Annotated in this window: 13 protein-coding genes; 6 read left to right on the top strand and 7 right to left on the bottom strand. The window is 55.2% G+C overall.

Annotated elements, in window-relative coordinates; genetic code table 11:
- Window positions 1–4: 4 nt before the first annotated feature.
- Window positions 5–571, bottom strand: coding sequence for a hypothetical protein (locus RB_RS14320; protein ID WP_007326145.1), 567 nt, complete (start codon window positions 569–571; stop codon window positions 5–7).
- Window positions 572–853: 282 nt separating this feature from the next.
- Here RB_RS14320 and RB_RS14325 point away from each other — a divergent pair, with 282 nt between their 5' ends.
- Window positions 854–1450 carry a hypothetical protein gene (locus tag RB_RS14325; RefSeq protein WP_231845648.1) on the top strand — a complete coding sequence of 199 codons (597 nt, stop codon included), beginning with the start codon at window positions 854–856 and terminating at the stop codon, window positions 1448–1450.
- Window positions 1451–1493: 43 nt separating this feature from the next.
- Here the strand turns inward: RB_RS14325 and RB_RS14330 are convergent, their stop codons facing one another.
- Entirely contained in the window at window positions 1494–1808 is a 315-nt protein-coding gene (locus RB_RS14330; RefSeq protein WP_008664575.1) for a carboxymuconolactone decarboxylase family protein, read from the bottom strand.
- Window positions 1805–3337: a uroporphyrinogen-III C-methyltransferase gene (cobA, locus tag RB_RS14335; protein ID WP_011121206.1), complete on the bottom strand. Its 1533-nt coding sequence runs from the start codon at window positions 3335–3337 to the stop codon at window positions 1805–1807. The genes RB_RS14330 and cobA overlap by 4 nt, the downstream gene beginning before the upstream one ends.
- Before the next feature lie 165 nt (window positions 3338–3502).
- Between cobA and rpsT the strand changes: the two genes are divergently transcribed.
- Window positions 3503–3775: a 30S ribosomal protein S20 gene (gene rpsT, locus RB_RS14340; protein ID WP_007326150.1), complete on the top strand. Its 273-nt coding sequence runs from the start codon at window positions 3503–3505 to the stop codon at window positions 3773–3775.
- 228 nt (window positions 3776–4003) lie between these two features.
- Here rpsT and RB_RS14345 read toward each other — a convergent pair whose 3' ends face one another.
- On the bottom strand, window positions 4004–4747 hold the full coding sequence (locus RB_RS14345) for a VTT domain-containing protein (RefSeq protein ID WP_011121207.1): 744 nt from the start codon (window positions 4745–4747) through the stop codon (window positions 4004–4006).
- Window positions 4748–5107: 360 nt separating this feature from the next.
- Here RB_RS14345 and RB_RS14350 point away from each other — a divergent pair, with 360 nt between their 5' ends.
- Window positions 5108–6706, top strand: a complete 1599-nt coding sequence (locus RB_RS14350; protein WP_231845649.1) for an exo-alpha-sialidase — start codon at window positions 5108–5110, stop codon at window positions 6704–6706.
- Window positions 6707–6738: 32 nt separating this feature from the next.
- On the opposite strand, the gene RB_RS14355 is transcribed toward RB_RS14350, so the two are convergent.
- From RB_RS14355 to RB_RS28565, 3 genes are all read right to left on the bottom strand, one after another.
- Window positions 6739–8097 carry a DUF1552 domain-containing protein gene (locus tag RB_RS14355; RefSeq protein ID WP_011121211.1) on the bottom strand — a complete coding sequence of 453 codons (1359 nt, stop codon included), beginning with the start codon at window positions 8095–8097 and terminating at the stop codon, window positions 6739–6741.
- Window positions 8094–10475 (bottom strand): DUF1592 domain-containing protein, encoded by a 2382-nt coding sequence (locus RB_RS14360; protein WP_011121212.1) that lies wholly within the window; start codon window positions 10473–10475, stop codon window positions 8094–8096. The genes RB_RS14355 and RB_RS14360 overlap by 4 nt, the downstream gene beginning before the upstream one ends.
- Window positions 10476–10886: 411 nt before the next feature.
- Complete coding sequence (locus RB_RS28565; protein ID WP_011121214.1) at window positions 10887–11120, bottom strand: PF20097 family protein; 234 nt, start codon at window positions 11118–11120, stop codon at window positions 10887–10889.
- Window positions 11121–11143: 23 nt separating this feature from the next.
- Between RB_RS28565 and RB_RS14365 the strand changes: the two genes are divergently transcribed.
- The 3 genes from RB_RS14365 (at window position 11144) to RB_RS28115 (ending at window position 13692) form a co-directional block, all read left to right on the top strand.
- Complete coding sequence (locus RB_RS14365; protein ID WP_231845650.1) at window positions 11144–11767, top strand: hypothetical protein; 624 nt, start codon at window positions 11144–11146, stop codon at window positions 11765–11767.
- 596 nt (window positions 11768–12363) lie between these two features.
- Window positions 12364–12537, top strand: a complete 174-nt coding sequence (locus RB_RS28110; RefSeq protein ID WP_231845651.1) for a hypothetical protein — start codon at window positions 12364–12366, stop codon at window positions 12535–12537.
- A gap of 579 nt (window positions 12538–13116) precedes the next feature.
- Window positions 13117–13692 carry a hypothetical protein gene (locus tag RB_RS28115; RefSeq protein WP_011121220.1) on the top strand — a complete coding sequence of 192 codons (576 nt, stop codon included), beginning with the start codon at window positions 13117–13119 and terminating at the stop codon, window positions 13690–13692.
- The last annotated feature ends 1476 nt before the right edge of the window (window positions 13693–15168 follow it).

Raw genomic sequence — 15168 nt, forward strand, 5'->3', positions numbered from 1 at the left:
ATTCTCATTCAGGGAGTTCGTCGACGTCACGGTAAATCAAATCAATCAATTCATCTTGGAGCTTGCCAGCTTCGGACGGGCCGATCGCCACCACTTCCACTTCCATCGTCGATTGGTCCAAGTTGGACATCAGCATCATCGTTTCGCGAGACACTGGCTTCGGTGCGTCCCCGTCGCCATCATCACGTGGATCTTGTTCGGGAGCGCCGATCGGCGAACCGGTTGCGGTGGGCTCGATGGTTTTCAAATGTCGTTTGCGTAACAGCAGCAGGGCCAATAGGAATCGACTTTTTGCTGCCGCGGGTTGGTCCGCCATCGATCGCAGCAGTTCGATCAGAACTTCCGGCGGTGCAACTTCGCGTTTCTTTTCTTCCGCTTTCGGCACGCGGTTCTTCCACCAACCGATCGCGTCATCCGGTGGTCCTTTCCAAGCGTCCCCGGCAATATCGATCCGTTTGAAATCCTCATCGGATTCGAAAACGACGGAATAATAGACCTCGCCTGGCTCCAAAGGACGATCGCCGACGCTGCAGCGGCGGGTGGTTCGGTTGATTTTGTATTCACCAATCATGATTCGACCCTAGCAAAGCAAACTTCCCCACCGAAAGGCAGCTTCTGAGCTTGCAGAAGTAGCTTCCAATGGCGTATTTCGAATTCATCTCGCCACCGATATGGCGTCCCGGCTCACTTCCAAAACCGTCACAAGTCGTCGGCGCCGACGGACTTGGAATACCATCGTGCGATTGCACAACTCCAAAAGTGTGTGGGTGGGTTTGTTTCGTCGAAGATCGTTCTCATTGATACTCCTGGCCGTCTGATGACATCCAATCCTGTGAACAACTCCGCTTCGAACATGCCCGGAAATTCGAACACGCCTGGAAATCCAAGCGTTCCTGACAAGAAATCGACGACCTCTACCGTCGTGATCGCGGACCCGAAACCTCTCTCTCTCTTGGCCACCGCAGGTGTTCTGCATCACGAAGGCATGCGATGCATTTGTGCTCGCAGCACGGACGCAGTCTTAAAAGCGTTTGAACTGGAATTGTCCGACGACACCTCGACCTTGCCAAAGCTTCAAGTTCGGATTGATGAAGGCCATCCACAACCGGGCCATTCCGATGCATCGGATCATTCGTCAACCAAATTCGCTATCGACCTGCTGATCTGGGATGTGGCCGACGATCCCATGAGCGTGCTGACAATTGTCCAGCAGATCCGCCAGTTCTCTCCATTTCAAAATCTGCCTGTCGTCTTGTTGGCCGATTCCAAATGGGCAGGACTCGAAAAGAAAACCGAAAGCGAGATCGCTCCCACACATTGCCTCTTCAAACCGATCGATCCGAAGTCGCTGATCACGATCGCTCAGCACCTGCTTTGGATGCCAGCACTCCAAGCCACCCATCGCCAACGCGGCAGTCGCCCGACTCGACCGGGCTGGGTCACTCTCTGATCCAATCAAACTTCGATTCTGACCATGAATGAAACCCGATCCATCATTCAGGTTTGGGGTCAATCACGTCTTCCACCCACGACTTCGCACGCATCATCGTGGGGAAACCAATCGTCGGTGCGGATAGCATCGCCACGTGCCGCAGATCATCCGGCGTGCAACCCGCCTCGAGCGCTTTGCGACAATGAGAATGCGCGGCACCTTCCAAACCTGCGCCCAAGGAAATCGCCAATTTGACCAGCGCCACCTCGCGGTCATTCAAAGGCCCCGACTCTCGAGCGGCCTTGCCCAAGTCCTCATAAGCACGCATGTATTCAGGGTGATCAGCATGCATCTGGCGGTAACGTTTAGGAATCATGTTGTCTCCGCGTCTAGAATCGCTTGGGTCAAAGATTGCATTGTGGCAGACGCAGCGACCGCGTCGACGCGCCATCCCAATTCGCGAACGGTTTGGGCGGTCAGCGGACTGATCACCGCGATTCTGGTCTCGCCGATGAAATCACCCAACCAACGGTGAACATTCCTCGCTGTCGCGGGACTGGTCAACGTGATCCAGTCCAGTGGTTGCTCGTCGATTTTGCCGCGTGTCGCTGGATCCATCTCGGGCACGTCCCAGTTCTCATAAGCGACCACCTCACGCACTTGAGTGCCTGAGGCACGCAAGCCATCCGTGACGACATCTCGGCCACGCTGAGTCCGCACAACCAAAGTTGACTTCAGTGGTGGTTCGGCGTTTTGCAAAGTCGTCAACAATGCGTCCGCATCAAAAGACTCGGGGATCCAGTCAGCTCGCAAATGATAGGTTGCCAAGACATTCGCCGTCGCGTCACCGACAACCGCGATCTTCAGACCGCCCAAGCAACGCATGTCACGGCCGACATCGAGCAAACGATCTAGAAAACTCTTCACGCCGTTGCGGCTCGTGAAGACCAACGAATCAAAAGTCTCGATCTGATCAATCGCAGCATCCACTTCCGACCAGTCATCCGGCGGGCAAATCTTGATCGCCGGTTGCACGATCACGTTGGCCCCCAATTCTTCGAGCGGTTTTGCCAACTGGTTCGCTTGGTCCTTCGGACGTGTGACCAAGACATTTTTTCCCGAGAGCGGTCGACGGCTGAACCAATCCATCGACTCAGCCAACCCAGTGACCTCGCCAACAATCGTGATCACCGGCGGACGAAATTTGCTGGCGGGAGTCAGGTGCCCGGCGACCTCGTCCAACCGACATTGAATCTTCTGCTGGTCCGGCAAACTGCATCGCCGCAGAATTGCGCAGGGTGTCTTGGGATCCTTGCCGCTGCCAATCAACGCGTCAGTCCACTGCTTCGCCGTCGTGACTCCCATATAGATCACCAACGTTCCGGGAAATCTTGCCAGTGCTGGCCAATCCAAATCCGATTTTGCCTTGCCTGGTTCCTCGTGACCGGTCACCAAAGCCACCGCCGAGGCAATTCCGCGATGCGTGATCGGAATGCCCGCATACGATCCCGCCGCCAATGCCGCGGTGATTCCCGGGACGATCTCAAACGGAATCCGCTCCGCCTTCAACGCGTTGACCTCTTCGCTGGTCCTGGCGAACACCGCCGGGTCGCCCCCCTTCAGACGCACGACACGTTTGCCCTCTTTGGCGTGCCGGATCATCTCGGCGATGATTTCATCCTGCTTCCAAATACGAGATTGGCCATGCTTGCCGACGCATTGATGAACCGCCTGCGGGGCGTGCACCAGCATTTCGACATTGCTCAGCCCGTCGTAAAGGACGACCTCGCAATCCTGCAGGCATTCGCGTCCGCGGAGTGTCAGCAGTCCGGGGTGGCCGGGTCCTGCCCCCACCAATGCGACGAATCCCGGTGTTGTTTCAGAAAGAGCAAGTTCAGAATTCAAGGAGTTGAAGCTTTTTCGCGATAAATAAGGTTGGAAAACAAGATTATGGAACTTCTCCGTTGACCTGGACAGTCGGCTGAATGGACGTCATACTCCTCGATTCCAAATTTTGACCAATTTGATCCGTTCCCTACCTAAGCGTGTCCGCCGGACACTCCGAGCGAAATGCCAAACACTTCAAGCGCCTCGAAACGTCTGCGTCAAAACGAAAAACGTCGTTTGCTCAATCGTGCCACTCGTAGCAACATGCGATCGACGATTCGCCGTGTCCGTGAAGCTGTCGAAAACAACGATCTGGAAACTGCCAAGAACGAGTTCAAAGTCGCTCAAAAGAAACTGGACCGTGCCGCAGCGAACAACTTGATCCACAAGAACGCTGCTGCTCGCACCAAGAGCCGACTGAACAACCTGATCAAGAACGCAGCTCAAACCGCCTGATTCGGGCCAATTTTTTGGCCAGCGTCGCGAATCCCCGCTGACCGGCCACTAAATCTGAGACCACGAAATCACCCAAAGGTCCTGTTCCGTCAGGACCTTTTTCGATGCGCGGTCGAAATCTGGCGCAAAATGCTGCCTCAGATCGATCTGGGCAGAGATCCGGCGAAGATCCAGCAGACTGTCACTGGGTCGCCGGTCACACGGCACTCCTCAGAACTGCCGCTCGGCTCAAGCGTTCTGGTCAGCCGCCAATTCCGCCGCGGCCAATCCTCTCGCTCGCTGCCGCCAAATGTGCCTGGGCACCAAAACCGACAGCAACACAGCGGCAATCACCGATGTGACCAAACCCAACCAACGAGTCAAACTCGAGCCGGTCGCCCCAGAGACCCCAGCCTCAGCCACGGTGCTCATCGTTTCGGTCGCCATCGCTCCGCAATGAACCCACAGCAACTGCGGCCCGGCAGCCAACAACGCCGCGGCCAAGTACGGAACCTGACGTGCTCGGGAAGCTCCCATCGTGTAGCTGATGATCGTCGTTGGAATTGGCGACAAACGCACCAACAAATGCGTTCCTAAATTTGCTTCGCGAGCCCCCGACCGAATGATCCGCAGAGCTTCTCGCCATGACGCGTCGGTCCCTTCCGCCTCAACATCGATCGAAGAATGCCCCAGCGACCACCGGCCTAAGTGATAGTTCACCCAAGCCGACACGACCGCGGTGACAGCAAGCGTTGGCCCACCAACCATCAGGCCAAAGACTGATCCCGCCGCAATGGACACAAACGTTTTAGGAACGAACAGACACATCGCCAACGTTCCCAATACCACAAACGCCAACGGCCCCGCATCGCGACCGACATTCAACCAGTCACCAGCCAACTCAACCCCGACACCGCTGACCAGCCCGCACACGCCGACAATGACCAACACCATCGGCAGCAAACGCCTCGCGATCTGTGCTGAACGTTTCAAACCTTTGCCTGTCCCAATCCTTGTAACATACCGTCGCGATCGCCAACACGATCCGCGTCCGCTTCCATCCGCTTCATCATCCACAGATGAAGGCTGCACAGCGGCGTACCAACACCACCGCGAGCATTTCGCCACGCGTGAACGAGCCGATACGAATCAACTCGCACCGCCCCAACAACAAACCCGACGGTGCCACGCTTGATGTTACCAGCAACGAAAACTCGAGTCTCGTTCCCTCACTCAAACCGCCTGCTTTCAACGGCTTCCTAGGCCAATTCAAGGTCCGGTTCTCAAACGGTGCTGTTCAGCGACGGCTACAATGTGGGCCCACCATCAACTGCCCCACCTAATCTGAGTGCCATGAAATCGCCGTTCACGTGCCCCTGCCTACCGCTCGTGTTCCTCGCACTGACGCTGGCGATTTCGCCCAGTCAAAACATCGCGTTTGCGACGAAAGATACCGAAGAAGCGTCGGAAGAACGGGCCCCCAACCCGCGGACCTTACCGGCGATCTACCTGACCGCGAATGATTTGTCGATCGCAACCGGAAAACCTTCGCTTGTCATCATGTCGAAGGGATCCACTCACATCCCAGTGTGGTCGTTGTCTGGAGGCACCAAAGGGCAATCGGTCGCCGGCATTGTCAACGGACTTCCCAGTGAGTGCCATGCGGTGAAGGTCGAAATCATCGTGACGTCCACCGATGCGGGAACCAGCCCGGAACTAGAAGATCTCTACCGGGTTCACTTGTCACAAATGGTCGAGGACGCACCGTTCACAACGGGATACACCTTGGGCAAACCCGTGCGAACACCACTTCCTGCCGGCCCGCTCCACTCCCGCACTATCGTCCTGGAATCTTACTATGAAGTGGTCCCCAACGCGCCGCTGACGGTGCGCATCCAACGAGAACCAGGCTTGCCTGGCGATACCTTCACTCGCCCCACGGGACTGGCGGTCGTGAAGGTGACACCACTGAACGCCCCAGCAGAGGCTCATGTTGTCCAGGATGTGAGCGGATACAACTCGTGGCCGATGACTCAAGCCATCGGAGAGAAACTCGTCTGCACCTATAGCCGGGGCTCAGCACACTCAATCAACGAAGACGCTCGCGCGGTGTATGCACGCACCTCGGTCGACGGCGGAAAGTCGTGGACGGCGGAAACCGTCATCGCGAACACCCCTGGCTTCGGCGAGGTCACCGTCGGGAAAGGCCTGGATTCCACGGGAGCGATGCTGCTCTGGGTACGCCGAGTTGGGAAACAGCGACACCACGACCTTTATAGCACCACCGATGGCGTGTCCTTCACGCTGATAGCGACTCCGGAACTCGCGATCCAACCGATGCAGATCACCGATGTCTTCGCGGTGCCCGATGTTGGGCTGATGGCATTGTGGTTCGCAGGAAACTACAGCGACCAAGCCGTTCACTCATGGGGCGTGATGACCAGCCCCGACGATGGCGTCACATGGACTCAGACTCCCGTCGAGTCCGGGCTGCTGAAAGCGGACTGGCCCACTGAACCCTCTGCTGTCTATCTCGGCGATGGCAGGATTCTCGCTGTTGCAAGGACGGAAAGTAGCCCAGCTCAATTTCAAATGGTCTCAACAGACAACGGTGCCACGTGGAAGCGTCAGCAAACCAACATCGGCGATATCTACGCCTCCACCCCCAGCCTCATTCTCGACGCTGAAACGGGCTTGTTGAGCAACTACTACTACGAACGTGGCCGAGGCATCTTGCGGCGACGAGTGGTTGATCCAGACCTTGTTTTTGAAAACCCGCTGCACTGGCCCGCTTCAGAAGCAGTCGCCACCGGCAGTCCGCTTCCATGGGATTCGGGCAACGCCAATGCCACCGTCATCGGCGACACTCACTACGTCTCCTTTTACTCCGGCCAAGCTCCCGACACAGCTGTCATGCTTTCGAAACTTCCCAAACCAACCGTCGCCCCTTGAGCATTCACTTGCCCATTGGGTCAACCCGGCGATCACCCCAATCCCTGCAAGACGCTGTTGCTGTCGCCAAAACTGTCGGCGTTCGCGCCCATCTGCTTCATCATCCACAGATAAAGATTGCATAGCGGCGTTCCATTCTTGTACCGAACATGCTGGCCAGCACGAATCCGTCCTCCGCCGCCTCCGGCCAACAGAATCGGCAAGTCATCGTGATTGTGCCGGTCTCCGTCACTGATCCCGCTGCCATAAACAATCATGCAGTGATCCAGTAGCGATCCATCGCCCTCGCGAATCAGCTTCAATCGCGACAGCAGGTAATTGAATCGCTCCGCATGGAACGAATTGATCTTCGCAATCTCAGCCTGCTTGTGCTCGCTCTTGCCGTGGTGCGAAAGCTCATGGTGCCCTTCGTTGACGCCGATCTCTTTGTAAGCCCGATTGCTCCCCGCGTTGGTGAACATGAACGACAAAATCCGTGTGCTATCGGTTTGGTACGCGAGCGCGACCATGTCCATCATCAGATCGCTGTGCCGTGACAACTCCTGAGGCACGCCACTGGGTCGCGGATAATCCGGCACGCCTTCTTCTGTCAGCCCCAGCTTTTCCGCACCGTCCAATCGCTTCTCAACATCGCGAATGGAATACAGGTACTCGTCCAACTTGCGACGATCGACAATCGGCAGATGAGCATGCAAACGCTTCGCATCCTCCGAGACAAAATCCAAGATGCTCTTTCGATACTTCTCTCGCTCGCTTTTGGCCCGCCTTGTCTCCTTCACCGTTTGCCCCGCGAACAATCGATCGAACAAGGCCCGAGGATCAGTCTCTTTGGCCATCGGATTGGTCGGCCCACGCCATGACATGTTCGATGCGTAAGCGCAACTGTATCCGCTGTCACAATTGCCAGCCTGACTGCTCGCTTCCAAGCCCAATTCCAAAGAAGCAAACCGGGTTCGATCGCCGACATATTGGGCCGCAACCTGGTCGACCGAGACACCATTTTGAATGTCGGCCCCGTTGGTCTTCCGAGGGTGAGCGCCTGTCAGGAATGCTGCCACACTGCGTGCATGGTCACCGCCTCCATCGCCATGTGCCCGGGCTCCGTCCAAGGTCAACCCAGACAACACGCTGATCGAATCTTTGTTCTCAGCCAGCTTCTGCAACGTCGGCGTCAATTCAAATCCGCGGCCCTCTTTCTGTGGTGTCCATGCAGGCATGTGTATGCCGTTGGGCACATAGAAAAACCCCATTCGCAATGGTGGCGGTCCACCATTTGATGTGGCCGCCAACAACCGCGTGGGACTCATCACATCCAACAATGGCAATGCCACCGCGGTTCCCAACCCACGAAGAACAAAACGTCGCGACAAAGTACGAGGCGATTGACTCATGGTTCCCGATACCCTTGCTTCTGAAATGGATCGCTCTGGATGATCGCAGCGATCAAGTAAGCGAATTTGTAATCGTGCGCACGAACATCAGCCGTGATTTTATCCATTGCACACTTGTCATAATATTCCGTCCCACGCCCCAACGCGTAGATCAACATCTTCTCAGCCAAACATCGAACAAACTGCTCGCTTCGCTGCGACGTCAACAAATCTCGCAGTCCATTGATACCGTCAAACGAGGTCCCGTCGGGCATCGAACCACTGGCGTCAATCTCGTCACGTCCATCACGCGTTCGCCAACGCCCCACGGCATCAAAATTCTCGAGCGCAAACCCCAACGGATCCATCATGTTGTGACATGCCGCACAGGCTGGATTGGACCGATGCTGCTCCATGCGTTCCCGAAGCGAACCGACCAGCTTCCCCTTCTCGAGCTCCGGGATATTCGGCGGCGCCGGCGGAGGAGGAGTGTTGAGCAGATTGTCGAGGATCCATTTCCCTCGCTTCACGGGACTGGTTCGCGTTGGGTTGCTGGTCACGGTCAAAACGCTGGCGTGGGTTAGTAATCCTCCCCGGGGTGTTCCCGTCAAAGACACCTTTCGAAACTCATTGCCACGGACGTCATTGATGCCATAAAACTTCGCGAGCGTTTCGTTCATGTAAGTGAAGTTGGCACTCAGCAATTCCGTCACGGGCAAATTGTTTCGCATCACCTCCGAAAAGAACATCAACGTCTCCACCCGCATCGCTTCGCGAACTTCATCATCGAAACCACGATAAATCCGCGTATCAGGCTGGACGATTTCCAAGTTGCGAAGCTGCAACCACTGCGAGGCAAAGTTGTCGACGAAGCGACTCGCCTTGGGGCTCTTGATCATCCGCCCGACTTTCTCCAGCAGCATCCGGCGATCACGAAGCTGACCACGATGTGCCATCCGCAACAGCTCATCGTCCGGCATACTGCTCCATAAGAAGTACGAAATTCGGGTTGCCAATTCATACTGGTTGATCAGCGGCATCACACCATCTGGGCCTGGCTTCCGCGGGCGTTCGACTCGAAACAGGAAATACGGCGAAACCAGCACGGCTTGCATCGCAACCTGCATGCTCTCTTCAAACGAACCACCGTTTTCGTGAACCTGCGACGCCAAATCAACCAAACGCCCCAGCTCTGACTTGCCAATCGGCCGCCGATAAGCCCGGCTCGCAAATCGCCCCAACACCGCTTTCGCGGCATCTACGAATTCATCGTCGTTGCCCGGGGTTTCAAACAACAGCACCCGATGAGTGACCGGCAAGTCCGGGGAAGAAACAAATTGACTGCGTTGCTCAACGCCGCTCACCTTTACATGATGAACGTGCAGGTTGCGGTCGATCTTGTCTTTGACGTAATAGTCATTCAAAAACGATATGTCGATTTGGCGGGTGCCTTTCCCCAATCGAAACGCGACCGTCTTGTCCGTTGGCTCGCTCTCTTTCACCTCCACGGGAATCGCTCGCCGCCCGTCCGTGACTTCCACTCGAACCGGTTCATCGCCGCCTTGGTCTCCACTTAGACTCAGCACCAACGTGTAGGTCCCGCTGAACGGAGCATCAAACTGCAGCGTGACCGTGCCGTTGGATGACATCACCAAATGGCTCCGGACATTGAACTTGTCCGCCCCGATCAAAGTCGCCGGAGAACGTTCCAACTCAAACAGTTCAGGCGGTGGCGGCGTGTAGATCGCTTCGCCCATGATCGTCTCCGCCGCATCAAGGTACTTCTCCATCAGCAATGGAGGCAACGAGAGCACATCCCCAATGTTGTCGAATCCGTAGCCAACATCGTCGCCGGGAAAATCATCCGCGGGCGCGTAATCCACACCAACCAAGTCTCGAATCGTATTGCGATACTCAGCACGATTCAGACGCCGCAGAGTGACTTTGCCGGCGTTGGGATTTTGTACGCAATCGATCGCATTGGCCAACTCATCAATCAGTTCGATCATCCGAGTTCGACTGGCCGGATCCATCACTTCCGAATCCGCCGGTGGCATGGTACCTAAACGGACCTGCGCCAGAGCCCGCATCCAGTGGTCACGACCTTGGACCAACTTCGCCGCCGTGTCGTCCGCTTCCAATGAAACGCCGCCTTCACCGTCTTCGGCACCATGGCAGTCGTAGCAGTAAGTCCGCAACAACGGCAACAACTGCTCACGATACTTGACTTCATTGGCAAGCTCATCCGCCATCGAAGCGGCATTGCTCCCGAAACAAACGAACAGCCCAGCGACGAAGGCAAGCAAACCTCGTTGCTGGAAGCTGAGCGCATGCGGATAACACCCTCGATACCGTTGCGAGCCAGGGCGATCGACTCGATGAATGGACACAATTTGCATCCCGCTATTTTACCAAGCCGCAAGTCACGATCGGGTACAATCGAAGGCGAATTGCCCCCCGCTATCGGCAGAGTCGCGGCAACCCAACCATCCACTACAACCACCCCCGAACAACTGACCAGCCCCCGAAAAAGTGGCATAAGCTTCCAGCCTGTGGTTGCATTCAACACAGCTTCAAAGCCAATACCACTTGACTCATTTGACAACAGTGTCGATCGCGCCACGGACCGTCGCATCCGCAATGGCTGGTTTCGGTGGACGAGAGCGATGGCAACCTTATTTCACGACCGCCATAATCACGCAAACGCAGCAGACGGCAACGATGAGGACGAGTTCGATTGGACCGTTCATTTGAGGCACCCCCGAAGGCGTCTCTCTGTGACTTGACAGACCATTGACAGCCCCCTGCTTTCAACTCGCATAGAAACGCAATGAACCACACGCTACACACCGATAGGTGGTGATGGGTTTCAATTCATTGCGGTCGTGCTTGATTGCCCCACGACTCACCTGCAAGCCCATCAAGGTTTGATTCTCAGGCACACCAGGATGCCAACACGCAACCATAGCCGTCCCGTCGGAAAAGTCGGGAACGAACCCCTTCTCCATTTCCCCATTGCAATCTGGGCAGATTCGCTTTGTCATTCGAAGTCTCTAAGCACGTACACATGAAACGAACGCGGCTTCTTCGACTCGCTCCATCAGAAAAACCGACTTTGGCCGGACAAGTCTGGGACGTTGCCGAAATCGCACCATCGGCCGAAATGCTCTTCACCCAATCTATCCCATTGGTCGATAAACCGGTGGATCGCAATTCCGAACGCAAGGAACAGGCCGTGAAAATCCGCAAATCGCACTGCATCGCACTTGTTGCATCTTCTTTCGCCCTGGTCGTCGTCGCCGGGATTCGGGACGCTCGCGATGAAACTGCTTCCATGCAAATGGCGGCGGCGAGCACCACTGTCTCGCCCGCGGAACCTGCGACCTATTTCGTGACGCGGCCAGTCCGAGAACAGCGAGAGAAAACGGTCCACTACACCGTGACCAAGCCCGTTTACGAACAACGCACCAAGACCGTTCATTACACGCAAATGACGCCAGTGCATGAAACCCGAACCAAACGGGATGATGCGACGGGGAAAACCACCCAATACACAGTCTGCAAGATGGTGCCGCAACCCAGAGAAAAGACCGTCAACTTCACGGTCTGCAAAATGGTTCCCGAACAGAGAACCAAGCATATCTCGTACACGGTCACACGGATGGTGCGAGAAGAACGGATCCTGGACTAAGCAGGTATCTTCGGGCATTTGGACCTTTTGGTGTTCGCAACGGTTCCTTTGCGATCGCCGTGATCAGTGACAGGACTCGGCTGATTTTGTCGTGCGAGGCAAAGTCGTGGTCAGTCATGCGTGCGTCGCGTCTCTCCTAGCTCTTTCGCGTCTCTGAATGCGGCGGTCACACTCTGAGCAAACCTCAGAACGCGTGATCAACTAACGGGAACGGGCACGCCACTAGACGCGTCATTCCAACGATGGCCCGTCTCCGTCCGCTCCGATGGAATGGCATTGGCAAGGCGTCTCCCGCAAAGGTTGTTCGCTTTCAACCTTCCCACTACTTCCGCTGCTCCACTGATCACGCAGAAGCTTGCACGGCTGATCTTGCTGGCTCTACGATAGACAGCCGCGACGCGATGCCAGGGATCGATTGATTCTGCAAAAGTCACATGAGTCCAAGCTGCTAAGCGGTTACGAAGCAGCAACGCCCAACGAACGATACGATCCCCCGAAGCCGACGGATAAATCGCGATTCGTCATTCAACCTTGGACATTTTGCCACCGAAGACCTCGATTTCCTATATGCATTGCTTGTGACCCGATTTCAGAAAATGATCGCCGCCATCACAGTGCTGCTCGTCGCAGTCATGCTGCTCACCATTTTCTGCAATGTTTCGACTGGCTACGCTTACGCCGGAACTGCTGACTACGTCGGAAAACGAAACTTGGTCATCATTCCGGTCGGTAGCTCCAACGGGATCGTTGCAACGTCGCGAGACTCCTAAGCGTTTGATGTTTTTTGGGGCATTGTGATTCCGATATCGCTGGTCGGCATCGCTGCATTCATTGCCGCATCACCCCGCCAGTCTCATTCCTCTTAGAATGTGGCAAACCGGGACGATGCGGAGGAGTAACGCCACTCCGCCGCGTTTGTGGTGTTCCACAACCAGCATCGACAGCCATGAATTGCGAATCCCGAGGAGCAGAAACGACCTTCACGTCAAAATTCATGAACCCGATGGAAACGGTTGATCGAAGTGGCTTTGCGAATCTTGTGCAATTCAGGCCGGAGCCCCAATCTCGCCTGGTGAAACATCGCCCCGTGCCATCATTCCGCGACTCCGAAAGCTGCGTGACTTCATTTCGAAACACAGACGGTTTCCTCATGCCGAAGAGTTCGACTTTTCCGGAGCATTCCCTGTTCTCGATGACGCGGGAATTGCACCTACCGTTGCTTGCCGCTATTTCGACGAATTGATCAGTTTCATTTCGCAACACGATCGCATTCCCAATGACATCGAACTTCCCGATCCTTTCTGACAGTCATACTCGCCCCTGATGAGGCGGATACCGATTGCCTGCACATGGCCCCTGGTGTGCGTTTGCTGAATGTACAAGCCACCCCTTTTCTCCCAATTCCATACAACCTGGATACTACAATGGATGACAGTTTGCTTTTCGCATTCAAAATGCTTGGAGGGTTGGTAGGCTTTGCAATCGGCGCAGGGATTGGAAGCTTGTTAGGTGCGATCTGGCTCAGACTCGCTGCATCATGGCTCAATTTTTCAGACATACCTTACTGGAATGCCTTTCGTTGCTCGCTCGTTTCCGGTTTAGTCGTTGCGTCAATCAACCTGGCAGTGGGCTTCAACCATGGACTGTCATTCCGACTTCTGGCAGACGATTCTTTCCAGATGAACAGTTTACCATTTCAGTATGGCCCAACATTCTTCCTATACAGCATCATCTTTGGTTTGATGCTGACGGCAGTGATTTTTCGAAGAATCATTCAAGCAAAGAGCGACAATCAGCTCATGGCATTTGGTGACGCGGTATCGCTGGCTTCGTTGTACTACACGATCTCGTTCTTCGCTTTCGCCATTTGTGGTGCTGTTGTTTGCCTTGCAATCGCAATCCTTCTTTCGTTCATAGGTGCTTAGCTTCACGACGGACCAAGACAGATCATGATCGAGACTGGGCGTGTTTGCTCAGGCATCCCTTACACCACCATGCTCACGTGTCATTACGTAGAGACTCGGACCCAGGTGGCGAACCTGCTCCAAAACTCCTCCGGGCTTGCTAGCGATTATTGCCTTAGACATGCGATCGAAATCGCAACACTTCTGCGGCGGCCGAAGAGCGATCAAAAGGGATGGGTATCATCAGTCGACGCATGAACTCCTTCACGCTCCTGTCCCCTTCGATTTACCCGCAATGCTTTGCCGGGCGAGACAACCGTGCGAGTCCCGACTTTTTCTCAGCGTGTTGCGGGCTGTTACTTCCCTGGAGTTGCTTTCGTTTCGCGCTCTCTATCGTTCGAAATTGATTTGTTACACTGCCTACAAGAAAGAGACCGTAAAAGCAAAGGAGGTTTTCACCAAACAAGACCACGCCAAGATTAGGTGAACTGGGTTAGCTGCTGCTTGCGAGAATTTCAGTATTGGTTGACGGCACAATCCCGAGTCAATGACGCGGTACGCCATCCGACGGAGAAAGCTCAATCGCACGTCGCTGATACAGCAGTGTGTCATCGCACTACGCGGCACCAACCAACGCCTCGATTCAATGCTCGCACATCCGTACTGATGAACGCGAATCTAAAATCCAATCGAAATCGCTGGCTCTGGACCGTCATCGGGTCGATCGCTTTTGCAATTTTGTCCGGCCTCGGAATGTCGAACATGGATTACTACCCCGGGGCGTTCCTCTGGGGACTATCCGCATCGGGCTGGTCCGTCATCGGGTTTCCGATCCTAATGGCAATTGGATTTGTTTCAACGATGCCGTTCAATTGGTTGGCCGATCGAGGGAAACCACGTTTTGCACTCATCATTGGGGCAGGTGCTATGCCCTCTTCTTCGGGCTGGAATTGCATCATTCCACGCCATCAGCCCGTGCTTCATGGGCCTTGGGTCAAGAGCTTCCCGCCACCACAACGATTCTCGCTTTGAAACGACACGACACGTTCAACGATGGCTTTTTCGTTCACGCTAAACGTTCGATGTCACGAGCTGATATGGAACAAATCGTCAGTGGAGATGAATGGATTCGATCGATCACGAGCGACAGGTTTGCGTCACTCTTTCCCGACGACCGCTTTCCACAACTCACCAGTTCCGTCGATGATGAATACGTGAACCAGCTTGCGTTTCGTACTGATACCGCTCAACTGTTCTATGCCCCAGACGAGGATCTTCTGTACGTAACCCGACACTCGCGACGTTCTGAACCATAATACAGTCAATGATTGCAGCGATCGGTGCCACCAAAACTCCCCGCTACGATGTGGTGTTCACCTGCAATTCAAATGTTTCCGTTGCGGCTACTTTCGCGACTTTGCGATCAAAGGCGACCGGGGGGCCGTTAGCAAATGAGTGCGTTCAACAATGTCTCCGTCCACCTTCGATACGCCGAAG

This window comes from Rhodopirellula baltica SH 1, assembly GCF_000196115.1.
Classification (GTDB): Bacteria; Planctomycetota; Planctomycetia; order Pirellulales; family Pirellulaceae; genus Rhodopirellula; species Rhodopirellula baltica.